Source organism: Nocardioides sp. YIM 152315, assembly GCF_029210375.1.
Lineage (GTDB): Bacteria > Actinomycetota > Actinomycetes > Propionibacteriales > Nocardioidaceae > Nocardioides.
In genome coordinates this window covers 36,280-53,581 of sequence record NZ_JARGER010000007.1, presented here as the reverse complement: position 1 = coordinate 53,581, position 17,302 = coordinate 36,280, and the positions used below count along the sequence as shown (strand labels likewise).

Here is a 17,302-nt window from a genome sequence, read left to right as displayed (position 1 = left end):
ATCGTGCCAGCCACCGGGGTAGCCCGAGACCACCCCGGAGCGGGTGAGGCGTCGCCGGTCAGTGCAGCCCCACCTTGAGCAGCGCGACCAGCAGGCCGACCAGGGCGCCGGCCACGGCGCTCGCGATCCTGCCCGGGATGTCGAGTCCGCCGCGCACGCCGGCGACCCAGCTGTAGAGCGTCAGCAGCGCGATGGTCGCGACCATCGCGATCCACGCGGCGTTGCGGAGACCCGCGCCGAGCACCGAGGCGACGAGCAGCACCCCCAGGGGTACGACGGAGGCGCCGGCGATCGGCAGCGTCTCGCGGAACGCGCGCCGCAGGGCGGCGACGGGGTGGTGCCGGTGCGTCAGTGAGCTGCCGATCGTCACCGCGTGGAGATGGGCGATCCAGTAGACCGCGATCGTGCCGAGGATGACGAGGCTGAGCTCACCGATGGTCTCGCTGTGGTCGGTGCCCACGGCGATCGCCGCCGCGCACACGACGGTGCCGGTGATCGCCCCCTCGCCACCGCGGAACAGCCCCAGGCGGTCGCGACGGGTCGTCGCGGGCTCAGCCACCACCGAACGTCTCCAGCAACGTGGATCGCTCCGCGTCGGTGAGGTTGGTCGTGATCAGCCGGCTGTCGCGGCCGTGGAACCGCTCGCCGAGCCGGTCGAGGTCCGCGTCGTCGGTGACGAGGAACAGCGCGGACGTGCCCGGCGTGACCTCGGTGCGGATCCGCTCCAGGTCGCCCTTCGTGATGCCCGTGCCGTCGGTGGCTCTCGCCAGCGCGCCGATGCCGGCGCCCAGCACGGCTCCCGCGACCGGGATCGCGAAGAGGGCGCCGCCGAGGATGCCCCACAGCGCGCCCCACGCGGCCCCGTGCTTCCGGCTGTCGTGCTCGTGACGCAGCGTCGGCTTGTCGGTGTCTGCGGGCCAGCTGATGACCGCGTGGTCGACGATGGTCACGAGGTCGTCGCCGGCGGCGGTCTTGAGCGCGGCCTCGGCCCGATAGGCGCCGTCCGGCTCGTCGAACTTCCAGACCGTGAACGTCGTCATGACCTACTCCTTCTCGATCGATGCCGCGAGTGTGGCAAGGGTAGTGCGGGTCTTCGCCTCCTGCGGTGCGTCGAGGTCGACGCCCTTGCCCGCCAGGAGGACCTTCGTCTCGGCGGCCGCCTGGAACGCCTCGACGGGGCTGCACTTCGCGGAGAGCTCCAGCAGCCGTGACCCGTCGGGAAGGAACCACAGCTCGGCGACCATGCGCCGGGGGTAGTCGTCAGGCTGGAACCTGGCCTTGAGCAGCGCGACCGGCCCGAGGACCCGCAGGTCCTCGAGCCCGACCTCCTCGGGCAGGCGTGCCCCGAGCAGCGCTCGTTGGTCGCCGGACAGCACCTCCGCGATCCGGCGATCACCCGCGAGCACGCCTTGGACCCTCCGGTCCGGCACCTCGACCGTGAGCGAGCAGGAGCAGGTGAACCCGGCCGGTGAGGCGTCCACCTCGACCTTGAAGCCCGGCAGGTCGCGCAGACCCTCCGGCACGTCGCCCGGCAGCATCGGGCGCAGCTTCACGGTGGCGTCGCCGGGCTTGTGCTGCGTCCGGCGGACCCGCACCACCAGCCCGGCAGCCGAGAGCCGCAGGTCGGGGGTGTCGACGAACGCCACCTGCCGGACCACGGCGTCGAGCGGGTCGATCCCGAGGGCGCCCAGCACCCACGCGCGGTCGTGCTCCGAGACGGTCAGCTTGAGCTCGACGGCGTCGACATCGGGAAGGAGCGTGAGCAGCTCGGCGAGCTGCTCGGCGTCGTACGTGGGGAGCGTGCTCATCGGGCGCAGCTCACGCCGTGTCCTCGGTCGTGCGGCGCACGACCAGCTTGACGAGCTCCTCGACGACGACGAGCGAGGCCGCCAGGCCGAGGCAGGTGCACCACTGACCGAGGTCGAGGCCCGTGGTGTCGAAGATGCGCTGGAGGAAGTCGAGCCCGGTCACCGCGACGATCGCCACCAGCGCCACGGCGTACCGACGCAGCTGGAGCACGCCGGGGAGGGCGTCGCGGTCGAAGACCGTGTGGACCTGGTCGCGGCAGAGCAGGGCGGCGGCGAGGTGGAAGAGCGAGAGCGTGGTGAGCAGCATCGTCGCGGCGAGCACGGCGTCGCCCTGGTAGTCGCCGATCTGGTACGCCGTCAGCGCCCCGACCGTCATCACCGCACCCTGCACGCACAACCGGATCCAGTTGCCGCGCGAGAGCACCGGCGCCCCCACCGGCCGCGGCGGCCGGGTCATCAGCCCGTGGGCGGGCTGGTCGAACCCGAGGGCGATGGCGATGGGGACGTCGACGGCGAAGTTGAGCCACAGGATCTGGAACGGGTCGAGCGGGACGCCGTCGGCGATGGAGAAGATGCCGGCGCCGATGAAGATCGCGACGTACGCGACCAGCGTCGACATCTGGAACCGGAGGTACTTCAACAGGTTGTCGTAGAGCGTGCGCCCGTAGGACACGGCCCCGACGATCGTCGCGAAGTTGTCGTCGGTCAGGATCATCACCGCGGCCTCCTTGGAGACCTCGGTGCCGGTGATGCCCATGGCGACGCCGATGTCGGCGTTCTTGAGGGCAGGAGCGTCGTTGACCCCGTCGCCGGTCATCGCGACGACGTTGCCCTTCTCCTTGAGGAGGCGCACGAGGCGGACCTTGTCCTCGGGCGCGACCCGGGCCACGACGCCGATCCCGTCGATCTCGGCGCGGAGGCGCTCGTCGCTCATCGCCGCGAACTCGGTGCCGGTGACGGCTCGCCCCTCGATGCCGAGCTCGGCCGCGATCGCGGCGGCCGTCGTCGCGTGGTCGCCGGTGATCATCCGCACCCGGATGCCGGCATCGTGACACTCGGCGATCGCGGCCCTCGCCTCGGGCCGGGGCGGGTCCACGATGCCCACCATGGCGAGCAGGACCAGGTCCCGCACCTCGCCGACGAGGTCGGCCCCGGGCCGCACGGTGCCGGGCGGGAGGTCGCGCCGGGCGACGACCATGACCCGCTCGCCGGCGTTCGCGATGGCGTCGTTGGCCTCGAGCGCCAGGTGGCGGTTGTCCTCGGTGATCGGCACGATCGTCCCGTCCGGGTGCCGGAGCGCGGTGGAGCGGGCGATGAGCACGTCCGGCGCGCCCTTGACGTAGCAGCGCACCACCTCGCGGCCGTCCTCGCCGGTCATCTGGTGGAAGGTCGCCATGAACTTGTAGTCGGAGTCGAAGGGCACCTCGGCGATCCGCGGGAGCGCGGCCCGCGTCTCGGCGATGTTCAGCCCGCCCTTCGCGCCGAGCACGATCAGGGCGCCCTCGGTGGGATCGCCGATGAGTCGTTCGCCGTCGAGCACCGCATCGGCGCACAGCACCATCGGGAGCAGGTACGGGTCGAGGTCGTGGCGCTGGCCGCCGACGTGGTTGATCTCCCCGACGGTGCTGTAGCCCTCGCCGGTGACCGTGTAGCGGTTGCGCCCCGGGACCACGAGCTGACGAGCCGTCATCTTGTTGAGCGTCAGCGTGCCGGTCTTGTCGGAGCAGATCGCCGAGGTCGACCCGAGCGTCTCGACGGCGGGCAGCCGCTTGACGATCGCGTTGCGACGCGCGATCTCGCGCGTGCCCATCGACAGCAGCGCGGTGACGACGGCCGGCAGCCCGGTGGGGATCGCGGCGACGGCGAGCGCGACGCCGGTGATGAAGAGCGTGTCGAAGGACTGGCCCTGCGCCAGGCCCAGCAGCACGACCAGCACGAGCGCGACGGCCGCGATGGTGGCGATGATCTTCGACAGCGAGTCCAGCTGCTTCTGCAACGGCGTCTTGCCGGTCTCGGTGTGCGCGAGCATGTCGGCGATGTGGCCGATCTCGGTGCCCATGCCGGTCGCGGTCACGACCATCTCGCCGCGACCGCGCGTCACCGAGGTGTTCATGTAGGCCATGCAGATCCGGTCCCCGAGCGGGATGTCGGTGCCCTCGACGGGATCGGCGGTCTTGCCGACGGGCAGGCTCTCGCCGGTGAGCGCCGCCTCCTCGATCTCCAGGGTCGCTGCGAGCACGATCCGTCCGTCGGCGGGCACCAGGTTCCCGGCCTCGACCAGCACCACGTCGCCCGGGACCAGCTCGGCGGCGTCCACCTCGACGGCGCGGCCGTCGCGGCGTACCCGCGCGATCGTCCTCATCATCTGGGAGAGCGCCTGGACGCTCTCCTCGGCCTTCGCCTCCTGACGCAGGCCGATGACCGCGTTGAGGACCGTCAGGCCGGCGAGCACGACGGTCGTGCCGGCCTCGCCGGTGACCAGCTGGTTGACGAGCGCGGCGGCGAGCAGCACCAGCTGCATGAAGTCCTCGTACTGCCGCAGGAACGCGCGCCAGCCCGGCTCCTTCGCGCCGCCCGCGAGCTCGTTGCGGCCGTACGTCGAGAGCCGGGCCCGCGCCTCGTCGGCGGAGAGCCCCCGTGCCGGTTCGACCCCGAGGCCGGCCGCGACCACGTCCGCAGGAGCGGAGACAGGGTCGACGGCAGGCGCCGGAGCGAGCCGGGTGTCGTCGCTCATCTGTCCCTCCGCTCGTGAGGCGCGGGCCCGCCTCGTGCCGATCGTCGTGACGGCGCGGGTGGTTGGACCTCACCCCTGCCGGGGTGGGGTCCAACCACCCAGACGCGTGTGAGCGTGGGGTCCCCGACCACGGAATCTCCCGAGGAGGACCCGATGCCCCAGCTCGACGTAGGACCCATCGACTACCTGGCAGTGGAGCTGCCCGGCGCGAGGCTCCAGGGTCGTGGCCTGGACGCGCTGATCGACCTGACCGACCGCGGGATCATCCGGATCCTGGACCTCGTCGTGGCCACGGTCGGCGCGGACGGCAGCGTCGCGGCGATGGCGATCGCCGACATGGACGGTGACGGCGAGCTCGACCTCGCGGTCTTCGAGGGCGTCCGGTCGGGGCTGCTCGACGACGACGACATCGCCCAGAGCGCCGCGCTCGTCGAGCCCGGCAACGCGGTGGCGCTCCTCGTCTACGAGAACACCTGGGCCGGACCGTTCGTCTCCGCGATGCGGGAGGCCGGCGCCGAGGTCGTCGCCAGCGGCCGGATCCCGGCCGCCGACGTCGCCGCCGCGCTCGACGCGCTCGAGTCGGCGAACGCCTGACCGGAACCGACCAGGAGAGGAACCGAGATGGGACTCATCGGAGGCATGGCCCGCACGGCCGTCGTCGCCGGCACCGCGACCGCGGTCTCGAACCGGGTGTCGCGACGCCAGGCGGGCCGCTGGGCGGCGCAGGAGCAGCAGCAGTACGAGCACCAGTACTACGAGCAGCAGCGGTACCAGCAACCGGCGTACGCCGCCCCGCAGGCGGCCCCGGCCGCGCCGGCCGCATCGACGACGTCGAGCTCGGACGACCTGATCGAGCAGCTCCAGAAGCTGGGAGCGCTGCGCGACCAGGGCATCCTGACCGACGCGGAGTTCGAGGCGCAGAAGGCGAAGCTGCTGGCCGGCTGACCGTCGTCGAGCCGCCTCCTGCGTCTCGCAGCGTCGCTGCGTCAGTAGTCGTAGCCCCGCAGCTGGACCGTGAGCGCCCAGATCACGAAGCCGTTGAACGCGATGATCACGATCGACCACAGCGGGTAGTGGGGGAGGAACGCGAAGTTGGTGAGGATCGCGAGGCCGGCCACGATCATGCCGGCCACCTGGGCCCACGACGCCCGCACGACGATGCCGATGCCGACCGCGATGCCGACGATGCCGAGGACGAGGTGGATCGAGCCCCAGACGGTCATGTCGAGCTCGTAGAGGTACTCGCTGCCCGCGGCGTAGAGGTCGTCGTTCACGATCGCCGACAGGCCCTGGAGGACGTTCATCCCGGACGAGACGGCCAGGAGCACCGCGGCGAAGGTGGCGCCGAGGTCGGCGACAGTGCCCCGGGTCGAGTAGTCGATGTCGTACTGCGATTCCGAGCCCATGCCGGCGCCTCCTCCTGAGGGGTGGCTCGATGGTCGGATCGCGGTGGGTGGCGTCGCACCACCCCGGGCGGGGTGGTTGCGGGCTCAGGCAAGGCTCACCTTTCTGGAATTGTTCAAGAAACGGTGGTTGGCTGGTGCCGTCCCCGACGGAAGGAGCGGTCTCGTGACCGACATGCTGCACTCAGACCGGAGCACCCACATCGCCAAGCCGCCGTTCACCGCGTCCGAGCAGCTGGCCACCCATCTCCAGCAGCTCTCGGTGGACCTCATCGACCTCCACCTCGTCGGCAAGCAGGCCCACTGGAACGTCGTCGGCCTCAACTTCCGCGACCTCCACCTGGCGCTCGACGAGGTCGTCGACGCGGCCCGCGAGTTCTCCGACCAGGTGGCCGAGCGGATGCGCGCGGTCTACGTGACGCCCGACGGCCGGGCGGCCACCGTCGCCGCGCAGTCCAGCCTCCCGGACCTCCCGACGGGCGAGGTCAACACGGCGCAGGCCGTCGACCTCGTCGCCGCGAGCCTGTACGCCGTGGCCGGGACCGCCCGCCGCATCCACGACGACGTGGACGCCGAGGACCCGACGACCGCCGACATCCTGCACGCGATCATCGAGCGCCTCGAGCAGCTGGCCTGGATGATCGACAGCGAGAACCGAGTCGCGAACGCGAGCCTGCCTCGCCCCGTCCTGCGCTAGCATCGCGCGGAACAGGAACCTGTTCTAGCGCGAGGCGGTCGACGATGCCCGGTCCCGGTCCCGACGGTTTCAACCTCGCGACGGTGTTCGGGACCGTCGCCGGTGCCGTACCCGACCAGGAGGTCCTGGTCTGGCGCGATCGGCGCGTGACGTACGCCGAGATGGACGCGCGGATCGACGGACTGGCCCGGTTCTTCGCCGGCCGCGGGCTGGGGATCCGCGCCGAGCGCTCCGGGCTCGCCAACCACGAGTCCGGTCAGGACCACGTCGGCATCTACCTCCGCAACGGCAACGAGTACCTCGAGGCCATGCTCGGCGCCTTCCGCGCCCGGGTCGCGGCGTTCAACGTCAACTACCGCTACGTCGCCGAGGAGCTCGCCTACCTCCTCCGGGACGCGGACACCAGGGGCCTGGTCTTCCACGCCGAGTTCGCTCCGGTCGTCGCGGCCGTGCGCCGTCAGCTGCCCGAGCTGACCGTGCTCGTGCAGGTGCCCGACGAGTCCGGCCACGACCTGCTGCCCGGCGCCGTCTGGTACGACGAGGCGCTCGCGGCTCCCGAGCCGCCCGGTGGCATGCCGACGCCCGGTGGTGAGGACCTCTACCTCCTCTACACCGGCGGCACCACCGGCATGCCGAAGGGCGTGCTGTGGAAGCAGCACGACATCTACGTCTCCACGATGGGCGGCACGCCGTTCGGCGAGACCGACCCCTACCCGTCGTACGACGCGATCGCCGAGGCGGCCCGCAACGCGAACGGCGGCCTGGCGATGCTGATGATCCCGCCCTTCATGCACGGCGCGGCCCAGTGGTCGACCTTCCACGGCATCACCTCGGGCGGCAAGATCGTCATCCCCGACGACGTGCACGGCCTCGACGCCGGCAACGCTCTCGAGGTCGCCGCCCGGGAGCGCGTGCTCAACATCGTGACGGTCGGCGACGCGATCGCGAAGCCGATCATCGAGGAGGTCGAGCGCGGCAGCTACGACCTCTCCGGCCTGGTCAGCTTCGGCAACGGCGGAGCCGCGCTCACGCCGTCGGTGCGCGACCGGATCTTCGCGGCGCTGCCGCACGTGATGGTGCTGGACTCCGCCGGCTCCTCGGAGTCGGGCCTGCAGATGAGCCAGCTGACGATGAAGGGCCTCGAGGACGAGGCCATGCTCTTCACGCCGCGGCCCGACACCGGGGTGCTCGACGACCTGCTCACCCGGCAGCTCGAGCCGGGGGAGTCCGGCGGCTGGCTGGCCCGGCGCGGGTACGTCCCGCTCGGCTACCTCGGGGACCCGCAGAAGTCGGCCCGCACGTTTCCGGTCGTCGACGGCGAGCGCTGGTCGGTGCCCGGAGACCGGGCCAGCGTGCTCGAGGACGGCCGGATCCGGCTGCTCGGCCGAGACAGCGTCACGATCAACTCCGGCGGCGAGAAGATCTTCGCCGAGGAGGTCGAGCGGGCGGTGGCCGCACACGGCGCGGTGCGCGACGTGGTGGTGGCCGGCCGCCCCTCCGCACGGTGGGGCCACGAGGTCGTGGCGGTCGTGCAGCTCGAGGACGGCGTCGAGGTCAGCGACGAGGAGCTGCTGGCCGAGGCCGGCCGGCACATCGCCCGCTACAAGCTGCCCAAGGCGATCGTCCGGGTGCCGAGCGTGCAGCGCTCGCCGTCGGGCAAGGCGGACTACCGCTGGGCGAAGGCGCAGGCGGTCGGCTGACGCCGGTCTCGACGTCACCTGTCGGCGAGCTCGGGCGCGGCCGTGGCGGACGTCGGGAGCGTGTGGCTGCTCGACGCGGCGGCCGCGGCCGAGTCGGCGAGCGTGCCGCGCGGGGTGCGGTGCCGGCCCATGACGACGGCCATCACCACGCCGGCGAGGCTGAGTGCCGCCATCACCCAGGCGGTCGTGCCGAGTCCCGCCGCGAGCGCGGCCGCGGTGTCCTCCCCGTCGGCGACGCGGTCGGCCGTCACCGTGCTGTAGAGGGTCGCGGCCAGCGCCGTCGCGACCGCCGCGCCGACGTACCGCGCCATGTTGGACACGCCCGACGCCTCGCCGACCTGGTTGGCGGGGACGGCCGCGGTCGCCGCAGCCGACGCGGGACCGTTGGAGAGACCCATGCCGACGGCGGCTGCGACGAGGGGGATGAAGAAGGCGGCGTACTGCCACGACGAGTCCACGAGCCCGATCCAGGCGAACCCGACCGCCGTCAGCAGGAAGCCGATGCCGACGACCTCGCGGCCACCGATCCTCGCGGCGAGACGTGGCACCAGCGGCGCCGAGATCACCAGGCCGACGGTGGCCGGCAGCGTCGCGACGCCCGCCTCGAGCGGGCTGAAGTCCAAGGTGGTCGGGTCCTGGAAGTAGAGGCTGAGGACGTACATGAGCGCGTTGATCGTGCCCGCGCCGATGAGGATCGCGATCGTCGAGCCCACGAGCACCCGGTTGCGCAGCAGGGCGAGGTCGAGGAGGGGGAGAGCCACGCGGCGCTCCACCCGGACGAAGCCGAAGCCCGCGGCGAGCGCCACGACCACGCACCCGATCGTGGCGACCGAGACCCAGCCCCAGTCGCTGCCCTTGCTGAGCGCGAGGATCAGCGGGCCGAGGGTGAGGGCCACCAGCACGGTGCCGACGTAGTCCACGGATCGTGGCCGGTCCGCGTCCCGGGACTCGCCGACGGTCGCGAACGTGAGCACCATGCAGGCCGCGGCGATCGCGGCGTCGATCCAGAAGAGACCCTGCCATCCGGTCGTGTCGACCAGCACGCCGCCGACGAGCGGTCCGGCCGCGGCGCCGACCGCTGCCGCGGCACCCCACAGCGTGACCGCGCGCACCTGCTCCTGGCCGCTGTAGGCGACCGTGAGCAGGCTCATGCCGCACGCCAGGATCGTGGCCCCCGACGCGCCCTGGACCATCCGGCCGGCGATGACCATCTCGCCCGATCCGGCGAGCGCGATGAGGACGCAGGAGGCGACGAAGAGCAGCAGGCCGGCCTGGAAGACCCTCTTGCGACCGAAGACGTCGCCGAGCGAGCCCGAGGTGATGATCACCGCCGCGCCCACCAGCGAGTAGCCCGTGACCGCCCACTGCAGGGTGTTGACCGACATGCCGGTGTCGTCGCTGATCGCCGGCAGCAGGATGGCGACCGCGGAGGTGTTCGCGTTGACGACCAGCGTGGAGATGCAGGTCGCGAGGAGTACGCCGCTCCGGCGCCCGCCGGTCATCGAGCGTCCGCGCTCGCGGCGAGGTGGACCAGCAGCCGCGACTGGGCGACGACCATCTTCTCGATCTCGCTTGGGTCCACGCTCTCGTCGGACGCGTGGATCCGGGACTTCGCCACGTCCTCGGGACCCCACAGGATGAACTCCGCGCCGGGGCACGCCTGCTGGAGGGTGCGCAGCAGCGGGATCGAACCGCCCGACCCGGCCTCGGCCGCCGGCTTGCCGTACGCCTCGGCGAGGGCGGTCCGGGCCGCGTCGTACCCGGGGCCGTCGGTGGCGCACCGGAAGGGTGGCGCCTGCTTGGTGCGCTGCACCTCCACCTGGGCGCCGTACGGCGCGTGCGACTCGAGGTGCGCGACCAGCGCGTCGAGCTCGCGGACCGGGTCGGAGCCCGGGACGATCCGCATCGAGAGCTTGGCCCGCGCCTCCGGCACGAGGACGTTGGACGACCCGGCGATGTTCGTCATGTCGACGCCGATCGCCGAGACCGACGGCCGCGACCACAGCTGCGTGCCGATGCTGCCCGTGCCCGAGAGGCGGACCCCCTCGACGAGGTCGGCGCTCGCCTCGAAGTCCGCGGCGCTCAGGTCCGCGCCGGTCCACTCGCCGCTCGAGACGCCGGCGACGGCCACGTTGCCGGCGTCGTCGTGCAGCGTGGCCAGCAGGCGGGCGAGCGCCATCATCGCGTCGGGCGCGGGACCGCCGAAGACTCCCGAGTGCAGGGGGTGCTGGAGCGTGCGGACGGTGACCACGCACGCGACGTCGCCGCGCAGCGCCGTGGTGAGCACGGGCTCGCCGACGGCGAGGTTGCCCATGTCGCAGACGATGAAGACGTCGCACTGGAAGAGCTCCGGATGTGCCTCGACGAACGCCTCGAGGTTGCTCTCGGTCTCCTCCATCCCCTCGAGGATCAGCTTGACGGTGCACGGGGGCCAGCCGTCGAAGACGCGCATCGTGCCGAGGTGCGCGACCAGGCCGCCCTTGTCGTCCGCGGCGCCGCGACCGTAGACCCGGCCGTCGTCCTTGCGGGTGGCCGTCCACGGGTCCGACGTCCATCCCTGGTCCGCGGGTGCCGGCTGCACGTCGTAGTGCGCGTAGAGCATGACGACCGGAGACCCCTCGGGTCCGGGGTGCTCGGCGTAGATCGGGGGGTAGCCGGACGGGACCTCCATCAGCCGCGCGTCGCGGAAGCCGGCCTCGCGGAAGAGGTCGAGGGTGGTCCGCGCCATCTCGTGCACGGGCTCGGCGGGATAGCCGGGGAACGCCACCGACGGCACGGCGACCAGCCGCTCGAGCTGGTCGATCAGCGACGGCATCATCGCCGCCGCCTTCTTCTCGATGTCCTGGAGCTCCATGTGTCCTCCCTGGCAGACCGGCTAGAAGAAGACCGAGCCGATCACGGCGCCGACGGCGACGGTCACGACGGTCATGATCAGCATCGGGACGAAGAAGCTGTGGTCGAGCAGCTTGTTGCCGAGCTTCGTGGTCCCGCTGAGGTCGAAGTTGGCGGCCGCGATCTGCGTGCCGTTGGCGGGCAGCGTGTAGACGCCGCTGAGGGCGCCGGCCCACATGCCGGTGACGAGTCCGGGCGACAGCCCGGCGGCCAGTCCGATCGGCACGATGGTCCGGGTCGCGGTGGACTGGCTCGTCGTCAGCGCCGCGACGAGGAAGACGGCCAGGGCGAAGAGCACCTTCACGTCGGTGACCCAGCTCCCGATGGTGTCGATGATCTGCTCCTGGTGGGCCGAGATGAACGTCGCGGTCAGCCATGCGATCCCGAAGAGCGCGATCGCGGAGATCATGCCGGCCTTGAACACCGACTGGTCGGGCACCTCGGCGACGTTCGGCCGGCCGAGGAAGAGGATGGCGACGCCCACGGCGAACATGACCATCACGATCGTCGTGGTCATGTCGATCGACACGCTGCCCTCGCCCTCGACCTCGAACGCCGGCCGCAGGTCGGGGAAGAGCCCGAGGATCACGATCATCACGACGCCGGCGAAGAACGCCAGGGCGGAGTTGCGTCCCGCGGCGGTGTAGGTGAGACCGGCCGAGGCGGTCACGTCAGCGCCGGCGCCGGCCGACCCGCTGGGCGGCGACGGTGTGTCCGCCGCCGCGCCCGCGGGGACCGGGGCGGGTGCGGCGGCGAACGTCACGCCGGGCGCCGCGAGCTCTCCGGCGGCGATCCTCGCCTGGACCTCGGGGTCGTCGTCGAGGTCCTTCCACATCCGGTTCACCACGAGCGAGGTGACGACGATGCCGACGACGCAGGCCGGCAGCGTGATCGCGAGGATCTCCGTCAGGCCGAGGTCGTACGGCGTGACGTCGGTCAGCGTGAGCATCGCGGCCATCGCCGCCGAGACCGGCGACGCGGCGAGCGCCATGCCGGACTGCACGACGGTGACCGTCAGCGGCCGCGCGGGCCGGATGTGGTTGCGGTAGGAGACGTCGTAGATGACCGGGAGCAACGGGTAGATGATGTTGCTCGTCCCGGCGCCGATCGAGAAGACGAACGCGGTCAGCGGCGCGATCAGCGTGATCTGGTGAGGCCGCTTCTCGATCACCCGGGCGGCCATCGCGACCATCCAGTCGATGCCCCCGGCGGCCTGCATCATCGCCGCCGCCGTGACGACGGCCAGGATGATCGCCATCGCGGCGGCCGGCGGCTCGCCCGGGGCCTCCCCGAACCCGAAGACGAGGACGGCGGTGCCGAGACCACCCCAGAGTCCGACGCCGACACCACCGGCGCGGGTGCCCATCACGATGCAGCCGAGGACGACGACCGCCTCGACCACGAACTTCACGTCATCTGCACTCATCACGCCTCCCCGCACTTGACGTCGGCGGCCTGCTCGAGCGTCGCCCACGCCTCCCTCACGTCGTCGACGGTGTCCTCGATCAGCGGCCGGGCCACGTCGAGCGCCTCCTGGCCGGCGTCGCTGGCAGCGGCCACCAGGTCTCCGACCGCGGTCCGGAGCGTCGAGATCAGCGTGTCCAGCTGACCCTCCGCGACCGCCTGCAGCGCGTCGAGCTGGTCCTGGACCTCCTCGACCTGGTCGCGGACCTCGCCGACCGTGGCCGTGTCGGGATCGATCTCCTGGAGCGAGTCGGCCTTCTCGACGAGCTGGTCGTACTGCACGCACAGGTCGTCCGCGGCGTCGACGCGGGCCTCGCCGCACCCGCAGAGCAGCACCGTGCCGAGGGCGAGGGTGGCCGCCACCCCTCGAGTCCCCGAGCGCCCGGACGTCGGCGTACGCCGCCTGGTCATGAGCGGAAGGTAGCCACGGGTGGGGGTGGTCGGCACCACCCCGGAACGGGTGGGCTCGTCCCGGCCGACGGCGATGAGTTCGGAGCCGATCGGCGGTCGAGACCTGCACCGACCCCGATGGAGGAGAGCGACATGAGCACCCAGCTGAATCCCTACCTGAGCTTCCGCGGCCAGGCGCGCGAGGCGATGACCTTCTACCAGTCCGTCCTCGGCGGGCAGCTCGACGTGACGACGTACGGCGACATGGGCGGCTTCGAGCAGATGGGCATCACCGCGTCCGAGGCCGACAACGTGATGCACTCGTCCCTGGGCGTCTCCGACTCCGTGCAGCTGATGGGCTCCGACGTCCCGGCCCACATGGAGGGCGACTTCTCGAACGGCCGCATCTCGCTGAGCGGCGACGACGAGGCCACCTTGCGGCGCTGGTTCGACGCGCTCGCCGACGGCGGCACCGTCCACGTGCCGCTCGAGAAGGCGCCGTGGGGCGATTCGTTCGGCGACCTCACGGACAGGTACGGCGTGGGCTGGATGGTCAACGTCGCCGGGGGCGGCCCCGCCTGACGTCCCCGGCAGGTGGCACGGTGGGCGGCATGGCCCCGCGACCTCCTGCCACCCGGCTGGTGCTGCCGGCCCTCTGCTCGGGCTACTTCGTGGTCCTGCTCGACGTCACCGTCGTCAATGTCGCGCTCCCGTCGATCGGGCACGACCTCGGCGCCGGCGTCGCCGGGCTGCAGTGGGTCGTGGACGGGTACGCCGTCGCGCTGGCCGCGCTGCTGCTCGCGGCCGGCACGGCGGGCGACGTCGTGGGTCACCGACGGATCGTGCTGGTCGGGCTCGCGACGTTCGGCCTCGCCTCGCTCGGGTGCGGCCTGGCGCCCTCGACCGCGGTGCTCGTCGGTGGCCGCGTGGCCCAGGGGATCGGCGCGGCGCTGCTCCTCCCCGGGACCCTCGCCCTGCTGGGTGACGCGATCCCCGGGAAGGCGGAGCAGGCCCGCGCGGTGGGCATCTGGGCGGCCGTCGGCAGCGCCGCACTGCCGGCAGGTCCGCTGCTCGGCGGGGTCCTGGTGCAGGCCGCCTCGTGGCGACTGGTCTTCCTCGTGAACGTCCCGATCGTGGTGGCCGCCGCAGCGGCCGTGACGGTCGCGGTGCCGCCGGGACGGCGCGACACCGGGCGCCGGGTCGACGTCCCCGGGGCGGTGGCCGGAGCCGTGGCCCTCGCCGGCGCGGTGCTGGCGGTCGTCGCGGCCGGCGGCGGTCGTGCGGCGACCGCCGCGCTCGGCGGCGTCGTCGCGATCGGGGCGACGTGCGCGCTGCTGGCCGTCGAGCGCCGGTCGCCCGACCCGATGCTGCCGCCGGCCCTGCTGCGCGAGCGTGCGTTCGTGGCCGCGAACGGGGTCGCCGGGACGATGAACCTGGCCACGCTCGGGATGCTCTTCCTGGTGACGCTCTACCTCCAGACCGTCCAGCACCGCTCCGCGCTGGCCGCCGGCGTCGCGCTGCTGCCGCTCTTCCTGCCGCTCACGCTGATGGCCGCCGGGGTGGGCCGGGTCGTCGGGCGGGTGGGGCCGCGGGTCCCCGCTGCGGTCGGGCTGGGCGTCGCGGCCGGGGGCTTCGCGCTGCTCCTGCCGGCCGACGCCTCGACGCCGTACGTCGTGCTGCTCCCGGCGCTGCTGCTCTGGGGGATCGGGCTCGGCGTGCTCACGCCGGCGATCGTGACGGCGGCCCTGCGCGCCGTGCCTCCGGAGCGGAGCGGGCTCGCCTCCGGCGCCAACAACACGGCCCGCCAGGCCGCCGGCGCGATCGGCATCGCGGTCTACGGAGCCGTGGCGGGAGCACCGACGCACGCCGCCCGCTTCCTGAGCGGCCTGCACGCGATGGCGGCCTGCTCCGTGGTGCTCTACCTCGCCGCCGCGGCGGTCACGGTCCGGTGGGTGGCCGTCCGCTCCTGGGAGCCGTCTCGCTGAGCTCCTCGAGCTCCGACCAGTCGACCGTGGCGGTGCGGTCCCGGTACTCGGCGACCAGGCCGGGCCAGTTGGTGGTGATCCGCTGCCCGTCGCGGTACCAGCTGTCGCAGCCCGACCAGACGGTCGCGGCGAGCCGTGTGCGCATCTCCGCGTCGTACGCGTCCCAGACGTCGCGGCGCACCGCGACCCGGTGGGCCCGGCCGTCGCGGACCCGGCGGGCGACCTGCGCGATCCACGTCGCCTGGGCCTCCAGCATGCCGATGATCGAGCTGCCGCCGAGGTTGGTGTTGGGGCCGTAGACGCGGAACAGGTTCGGGAAGCCCGGCACGGTCATGCCGAGGTGCGCCCGCGCCCCGTCGGCCCACACGTCCGCGAGCGAGACGCCCTCGGCGCCGCGCACGTCGAGGCCGCCGAGGAAGTCCGTGGCCGCGAAGCCGGTGCCCCAGATCAGCACGTCCGCCTGGTGGAGGCGGCCGTCGGCGGTCCGCACGCCGTGGGGCTCGATCCGCGAGATCTCGGCGGTGACCACGTCGACGTGGTCGCGCGCGAGTGCGGGGTACCAGTCGTTGGAGAAGAGGATCCGCTTGCAGCCGATCGGGTGATCGGGCACCAGCCGGCGCCGGAGCCCGGCGTCGCGGACCTGGCGGTGCAGCTGGAGCCACCACCGGGCCCGGGCGTAGGCCATCAGCGGACGCGCGGCGGGGGAGGAGCCCACGAGCGCGCCGTTGAACCCCTCGGTGAACCAGAACCAGAACCGCCGCTCGCCGGCGGGGATCCCCGGGTAGGACCGGAAGAGCCGGTGGTGGGTGGCGGTGAACGCGCGGTCCGGCTTCGGCACGACGTACGGCGCGGACCGCTGGAACACCGCCATCGACCCGACGCGGTCCACGATCCCGGGCACGAACTGGATCGCGCTCGCGCCGGTGCCGACCACGGCGACCCGCTTGCCCTCGAGGTCGAGGTCGTGGCGCCAGCGGGCCGAGTGGAAGGCCGGCCCGGCGAAGGTCTCCGCGCCGGGGATCCGCGGCACGACCGGGTTGGACAGCTGCCCCGTCGCGACCACGACCAGGTCGGCGTCGAGGTCACCGCGGTCGGTCGACACCCGCCACCGGTCGTCGGCGTACTCGAGCCCGGTGACCGTGGTGCCCGTGCGCACCAGGTCGAGCAGACCGCCCTCGCCGGCGACCCGGTGGATGTAGTCGAGGATCTCGGGCTGCGGCGAGTACCGGCGCGACCAGGTCGGGTTGGTCGCCCACGACCACGAGTAGAGCGGCGACGGGACGTCGCAGGCGGCGCCGGGGTAGGTGTTCTCGCGCCACACCCCGCCGACGTCGTCCGCCCGCTCCAGGACGGTCACGTCGCCGATCCCGGCCTCGCGCAACGCGTGCGCGACGCCGAGACCGCCGAAGCCCGCGCCGACCACGACCACCCGCGGGCCCGCCATCAGGCGATCGTCATCCCGCCGTCGACCGCGATCGTCTGACCGGTGACGTAGCCGCCCGCGTCGGAGGCCAGGAAGACCACGGCCGCGGCCAGTTCCGCGGGGTCGCCCTTGCGGCCGGCGGGGATGCGCTGCTGCTGGGAGTCGAGGTAGCCGGGCGGGTACTGGTCGGTCATCTCGGAGGCGAAGAAGCCCGGCGCGATCGCGTTGACCCGGATGCCCTTGCGGCCGGTCCACTGCTGCGCCAGGTCGCGCGTGAGGCCGATCAGGCCGGCCTTCGAGGAGGCGTACGCCGCCTGGGGGAGCCCCGCGGTCGTGAGACCCAGCACCGAGCTGATGTTGACGATGCTCGAGCCCGGCTGCATCACCCGGCCGCAGGCCTGCGCCATCCAGAAGCAGCCGTTGAGGTTCACGTCGATCACGCCCCGGAACTCCTCGGGCGTCTCGCGGGTCGCCGGCACCGCCGTACCGACTCCGGCGTTGTTGACCAGGACGTCGACCCGGCCGAGCTCCTCCATCGCGAGCGCGACGAGGTTCGTGCACGACTCCGGGTCGGTCACGTCGGTCTCGACGGTGAGGGCGCGCCGGCCGGCGGCCTCGACGAGCCTCGCCGTGTCCGCGAGGCGGTCGACGCGGCGGGCGCCGAGCACCAGGTCGGCGCCGGCCTCGGCGAGTCCCCGCGCGAACGCGACGCCGAGGCCGCTCGAGGCACCGGTGACGATCGCCACCCTGCCGTCCAGTCGGAAGAGGTCGTTGACGGTCATGGCGGCGACTGTAGCCAGCCGACG

Annotated in this window: 17 protein-coding genes; 6 read left to right on the top strand and 11 right to left on the bottom strand. The window is 72.6% G+C overall.

Features of this window, described 5'->3' with window-relative positions:
- Nucleotides 1-58: 58 nt before the first annotated feature.
- Genes PZ894_RS00905 through PZ894_RS00890 form a run of 4 tightly spaced genes read right to left on the bottom strand, consistent with a single transcriptional unit; the run spans nt 59 to nt 4,542 of the window.
- Complete coding sequence (locus PZ894_RS00905; protein WP_275741527.1) at nt 59-559, bottom strand: hypothetical protein; 501 nt, start codon at nt 557-559, stop codon at nt 59-61.
- Nucleotides 552-1,040: a DUF1269 domain-containing protein gene (locus PZ894_RS00900; RefSeq protein ID WP_275741525.1), complete on the bottom strand. Its 489-nt coding sequence runs from the start codon at nt 1,038-1,040 to the stop codon at nt 552-554. Before PZ894_RS00900 ends, PZ894_RS00905 begins: the two co-directional genes overlap by 8 nt.
- Nucleotides 1,041-1,043: 3 nt before the next feature.
- Nucleotides 1,044-1,808 (bottom strand): hypothetical protein, encoded by a 765-nt coding sequence (locus PZ894_RS00895; protein ID WP_275741523.1) that lies wholly within the window; start codon nt 1,806-1,808, stop codon nt 1,044-1,046.
- Between the two features lie 10 nt (nt 1,809-1,818).
- A complete protein-coding gene (locus PZ894_RS00890; protein ID WP_275741520.1) occupies nt 1,819-4,542 on the bottom strand; it encodes a cation-translocating P-type ATPase in 2,724 nt (907 codons plus the stop codon).
- A gap of 153 nt (nt 4,543-4,695) precedes the next feature.
- Here PZ894_RS00890 and PZ894_RS00885 point away from each other — a divergent pair, with 153 nt between their 5' ends.
- A complete protein-coding gene (locus PZ894_RS00885; RefSeq protein WP_275741517.1) occupies nt 4,696-5,136 on the top strand; it encodes a DUF6325 family protein in 441 nt (146 codons plus the stop codon).
- Between the two features lie 27 nt (nt 5,137-5,163).
- Entirely contained in the window at nt 5,164-5,487 is a 324-nt protein-coding gene (locus tag PZ894_RS00880; protein ID WP_275741515.1) for an SHOCT domain-containing protein, read from the top strand.
- Nucleotides 5,488-5,528: 41 nt separating this feature from the next.
- Here PZ894_RS00880 and PZ894_RS00875 read toward each other — a convergent pair whose 3' ends face one another.
- A complete protein-coding gene (locus PZ894_RS00875) occupies nt 5,529-5,948 on the bottom strand; it encodes a hypothetical protein (protein ID WP_275741513.1) in 420 nt (139 codons plus the stop codon).
- Nucleotides 5,949-6,120: 172 nt separating this feature from the next.
- Here PZ894_RS00875 and PZ894_RS00870 point away from each other — a divergent pair, with 172 nt between their 5' ends.
- Nucleotides 6,121-6,642 (top strand): DNA starvation/stationary phase protection protein, encoded by a 522-nt coding sequence (locus PZ894_RS00870; protein WP_275741608.1) that lies wholly within the window; start codon nt 6,121-6,123, stop codon nt 6,640-6,642.
- A 44-nt stretch (nt 6,643-6,686) separates the two neighbouring features.
- Nucleotides 6,687-8,342 (top strand): acyl-CoA synthetase, encoded by a 1,656-nt coding sequence (locus PZ894_RS00865; RefSeq protein ID WP_275741511.1) that lies wholly within the window; start codon nt 6,687-6,689, stop codon nt 8,340-8,342.
- 14 nt (nt 8,343-8,356) lie between these two features.
- On the opposite strand, the gene PZ894_RS00860 is transcribed toward PZ894_RS00865, so the two are convergent.
- From PZ894_RS00860 to PZ894_RS00845, 4 genes are read right to left on the bottom strand one after another with little or no spacing between them, the layout of a single operon-like run.
- Nucleotides 8,357-9,844, bottom strand: coding sequence for an MFS transporter (locus PZ894_RS00860; RefSeq protein WP_275741509.1), 1,488 nt, complete (start codon nt 9,842-9,844; stop codon nt 8,357-8,359).
- Nucleotides 9,841-11,196, bottom strand: coding sequence for a M20/M25/M40 family metallo-hydrolase (locus tag PZ894_RS00855; RefSeq protein WP_275741506.1), 1,356 nt, complete (start codon nt 11,194-11,196; stop codon nt 9,841-9,843). The genes PZ894_RS00860 and PZ894_RS00855 overlap by 4 nt, the downstream gene beginning before the upstream one ends.
- A gap of 21 nt (nt 11,197-11,217) precedes the next feature.
- Nucleotides 11,218-12,660 carry an anaerobic C4-dicarboxylate transporter family protein gene (locus tag PZ894_RS00850; RefSeq protein WP_275741504.1) on the bottom strand — a complete coding sequence of 481 codons (1,443 nt, stop codon included), beginning with the start codon at nt 12,658-12,660 and terminating at the stop codon, nt 11,218-11,220.
- Nucleotides 12,660-13,109: a hypothetical protein gene (locus tag PZ894_RS00845; protein WP_275741502.1), complete on the bottom strand. Its 450-nt coding sequence runs from the start codon at nt 13,107-13,109 to the stop codon at nt 12,660-12,662. The genes PZ894_RS00850 and PZ894_RS00845 overlap by 1 nt, the downstream gene beginning before the upstream one ends.
- 132 nt (nt 13,110-13,241) lie before the next feature.
- Here PZ894_RS00845 and PZ894_RS00840 point away from each other — a divergent pair, with 132 nt between their 5' ends.
- Together PZ894_RS00840 and PZ894_RS00835 are read left to right on the top strand one after the other, a co-directional pair.
- Complete coding sequence (locus PZ894_RS00840) at nt 13,242-13,670, top strand: VOC family protein (protein ID WP_275741500.1); 429 nt, start codon at nt 13,242-13,244, stop codon at nt 13,668-13,670.
- A 29-nt stretch (nt 13,671-13,699) separates the two neighbouring features.
- On the top strand, nt 13,700-15,073 hold the full coding sequence (locus PZ894_RS00835) for an MFS transporter (RefSeq protein ID WP_275741498.1): 1,374 nt from the start codon (nt 13,700-13,702) through the stop codon (nt 15,071-15,073).
- Here the strand turns inward: PZ894_RS00835 and PZ894_RS00830 are convergent.
- The gene (locus tag PZ894_RS00830; protein WP_275741496.1) at nt 15,027-16,517 is read right to left on the bottom strand and encodes an NAD(P)/FAD-dependent oxidoreductase; all 1,491 of its coding nucleotides are present in this window, start codon (nt 16,515-16,517) and stop codon (nt 15,027-15,029) included. The two genes, PZ894_RS00835 and PZ894_RS00830, sit on opposite strands and share 47 nt — an antisense overlap.
- Nucleotides 16,517-17,278 (bottom strand): 3-oxoacyl-ACP reductase family protein, encoded by a 762-nt coding sequence (locus tag PZ894_RS00825; RefSeq protein WP_275741494.1) that lies wholly within the window; start codon nt 17,276-17,278, stop codon nt 16,517-16,519. Before PZ894_RS00825 ends, PZ894_RS00830 begins: the two co-directional genes overlap by 1 nt.
- Nucleotides 17,279-17,302 lie beyond the last annotated feature (24 nt).

Excerpts from the sequence above, each read along its gene's own strand:
- PZ894_RS00900 (WP_275741525.1), bottom strand. The coding sequence starts at position 1,040 with ATGACGACGTTCACGGTCTGGAAGTTCGACGAGCCGGACGGCGCCTAT.
- PZ894_RS00895 (WP_275741523.1), bottom strand. The coding sequence starts at position 1,808 with ATGAGCACGCTCCCCACGTACGACGCCGAGCAGCTCGCCGAGCTGCTC.
- PZ894_RS00890 (WP_275741520.1), bottom strand. The coding sequence starts at position 4,542 with ATGAGCGACGACACCCGGCTCGCTCCGGCGCCTGCCGTCGACCCTGTC.
- PZ894_RS00885 (WP_275741517.1), top strand. The coding sequence starts at position 4,696 with ATGCCCCAGCTCGACGTAGGACCCATCGACTACCTGGCAGTGGAGCTG.
- PZ894_RS00880 (WP_275741515.1), top strand. The coding sequence starts at position 5,164 with ATGGGACTCATCGGAGGCATGGCCCGCACGGCCGTCGTCGCCGGCACC.
- PZ894_RS00875 (WP_275741513.1), bottom strand. The coding sequence starts at position 5,948 with ATGGGCTCGGAATCGCAGTACGACATCGACTACTCGACCCGGGGCACT.
- PZ894_RS00870 (WP_275741608.1), top strand. The coding sequence starts at position 6,121 with ATGCTGCACTCAGACCGGAGCACCCACATCGCCAAGCCGCCGTTCACC.
- PZ894_RS00865 (WP_275741511.1), top strand. The coding sequence starts at position 6,687 with ATGCCCGGTCCCGGTCCCGACGGTTTCAACCTCGCGACGGTGTTCGGG.
- PZ894_RS00860 (WP_275741509.1), bottom strand. The coding sequence starts at position 9,844 with ATGACCGGCGGGCGCCGGAGCGGCGTACTCCTCGCGACCTGCATCTCC.
- PZ894_RS00855 (WP_275741506.1), bottom strand. The coding sequence starts at position 11,196 with ATGGAGCTCCAGGACATCGAGAAGAAGGCGGCGGCGATGATGCCGTCG.
- PZ894_RS00850 (WP_275741504.1), bottom strand. The coding sequence starts at position 12,660 with ATGAGTGCAGATGACGTGAAGTTCGTGGTCGAGGCGGTCGTCGTCCTC.
- PZ894_RS00845 (WP_275741502.1), bottom strand. The coding sequence starts at position 13,109 with ATGACCAGGCGGCGTACGCCGACGTCCGGGCGCTCGGGGACTCGAGGG.
- PZ894_RS00840 (WP_275741500.1), top strand. The coding sequence starts at position 13,242 with ATGAGCACCCAGCTGAATCCCTACCTGAGCTTCCGCGGCCAGGCGCGC.
- PZ894_RS00835 (WP_275741498.1), top strand. The coding sequence starts at position 13,700 with ATGGCCCCGCGACCTCCTGCCACCCGGCTGGTGCTGCCGGCCCTCTGC.
- PZ894_RS00830 (WP_275741496.1), bottom strand. The coding sequence starts at position 16,517 with ATGGCGGGCCCGCGGGTGGTCGTGGTCGGCGCGGGCTTCGGCGGTCTC.
- PZ894_RS00825 (WP_275741494.1), bottom strand. The coding sequence starts at position 17,278 with ATGACCGTCAACGACCTCTTCCGACTGGACGGCAGGGTGGCGATCGTC.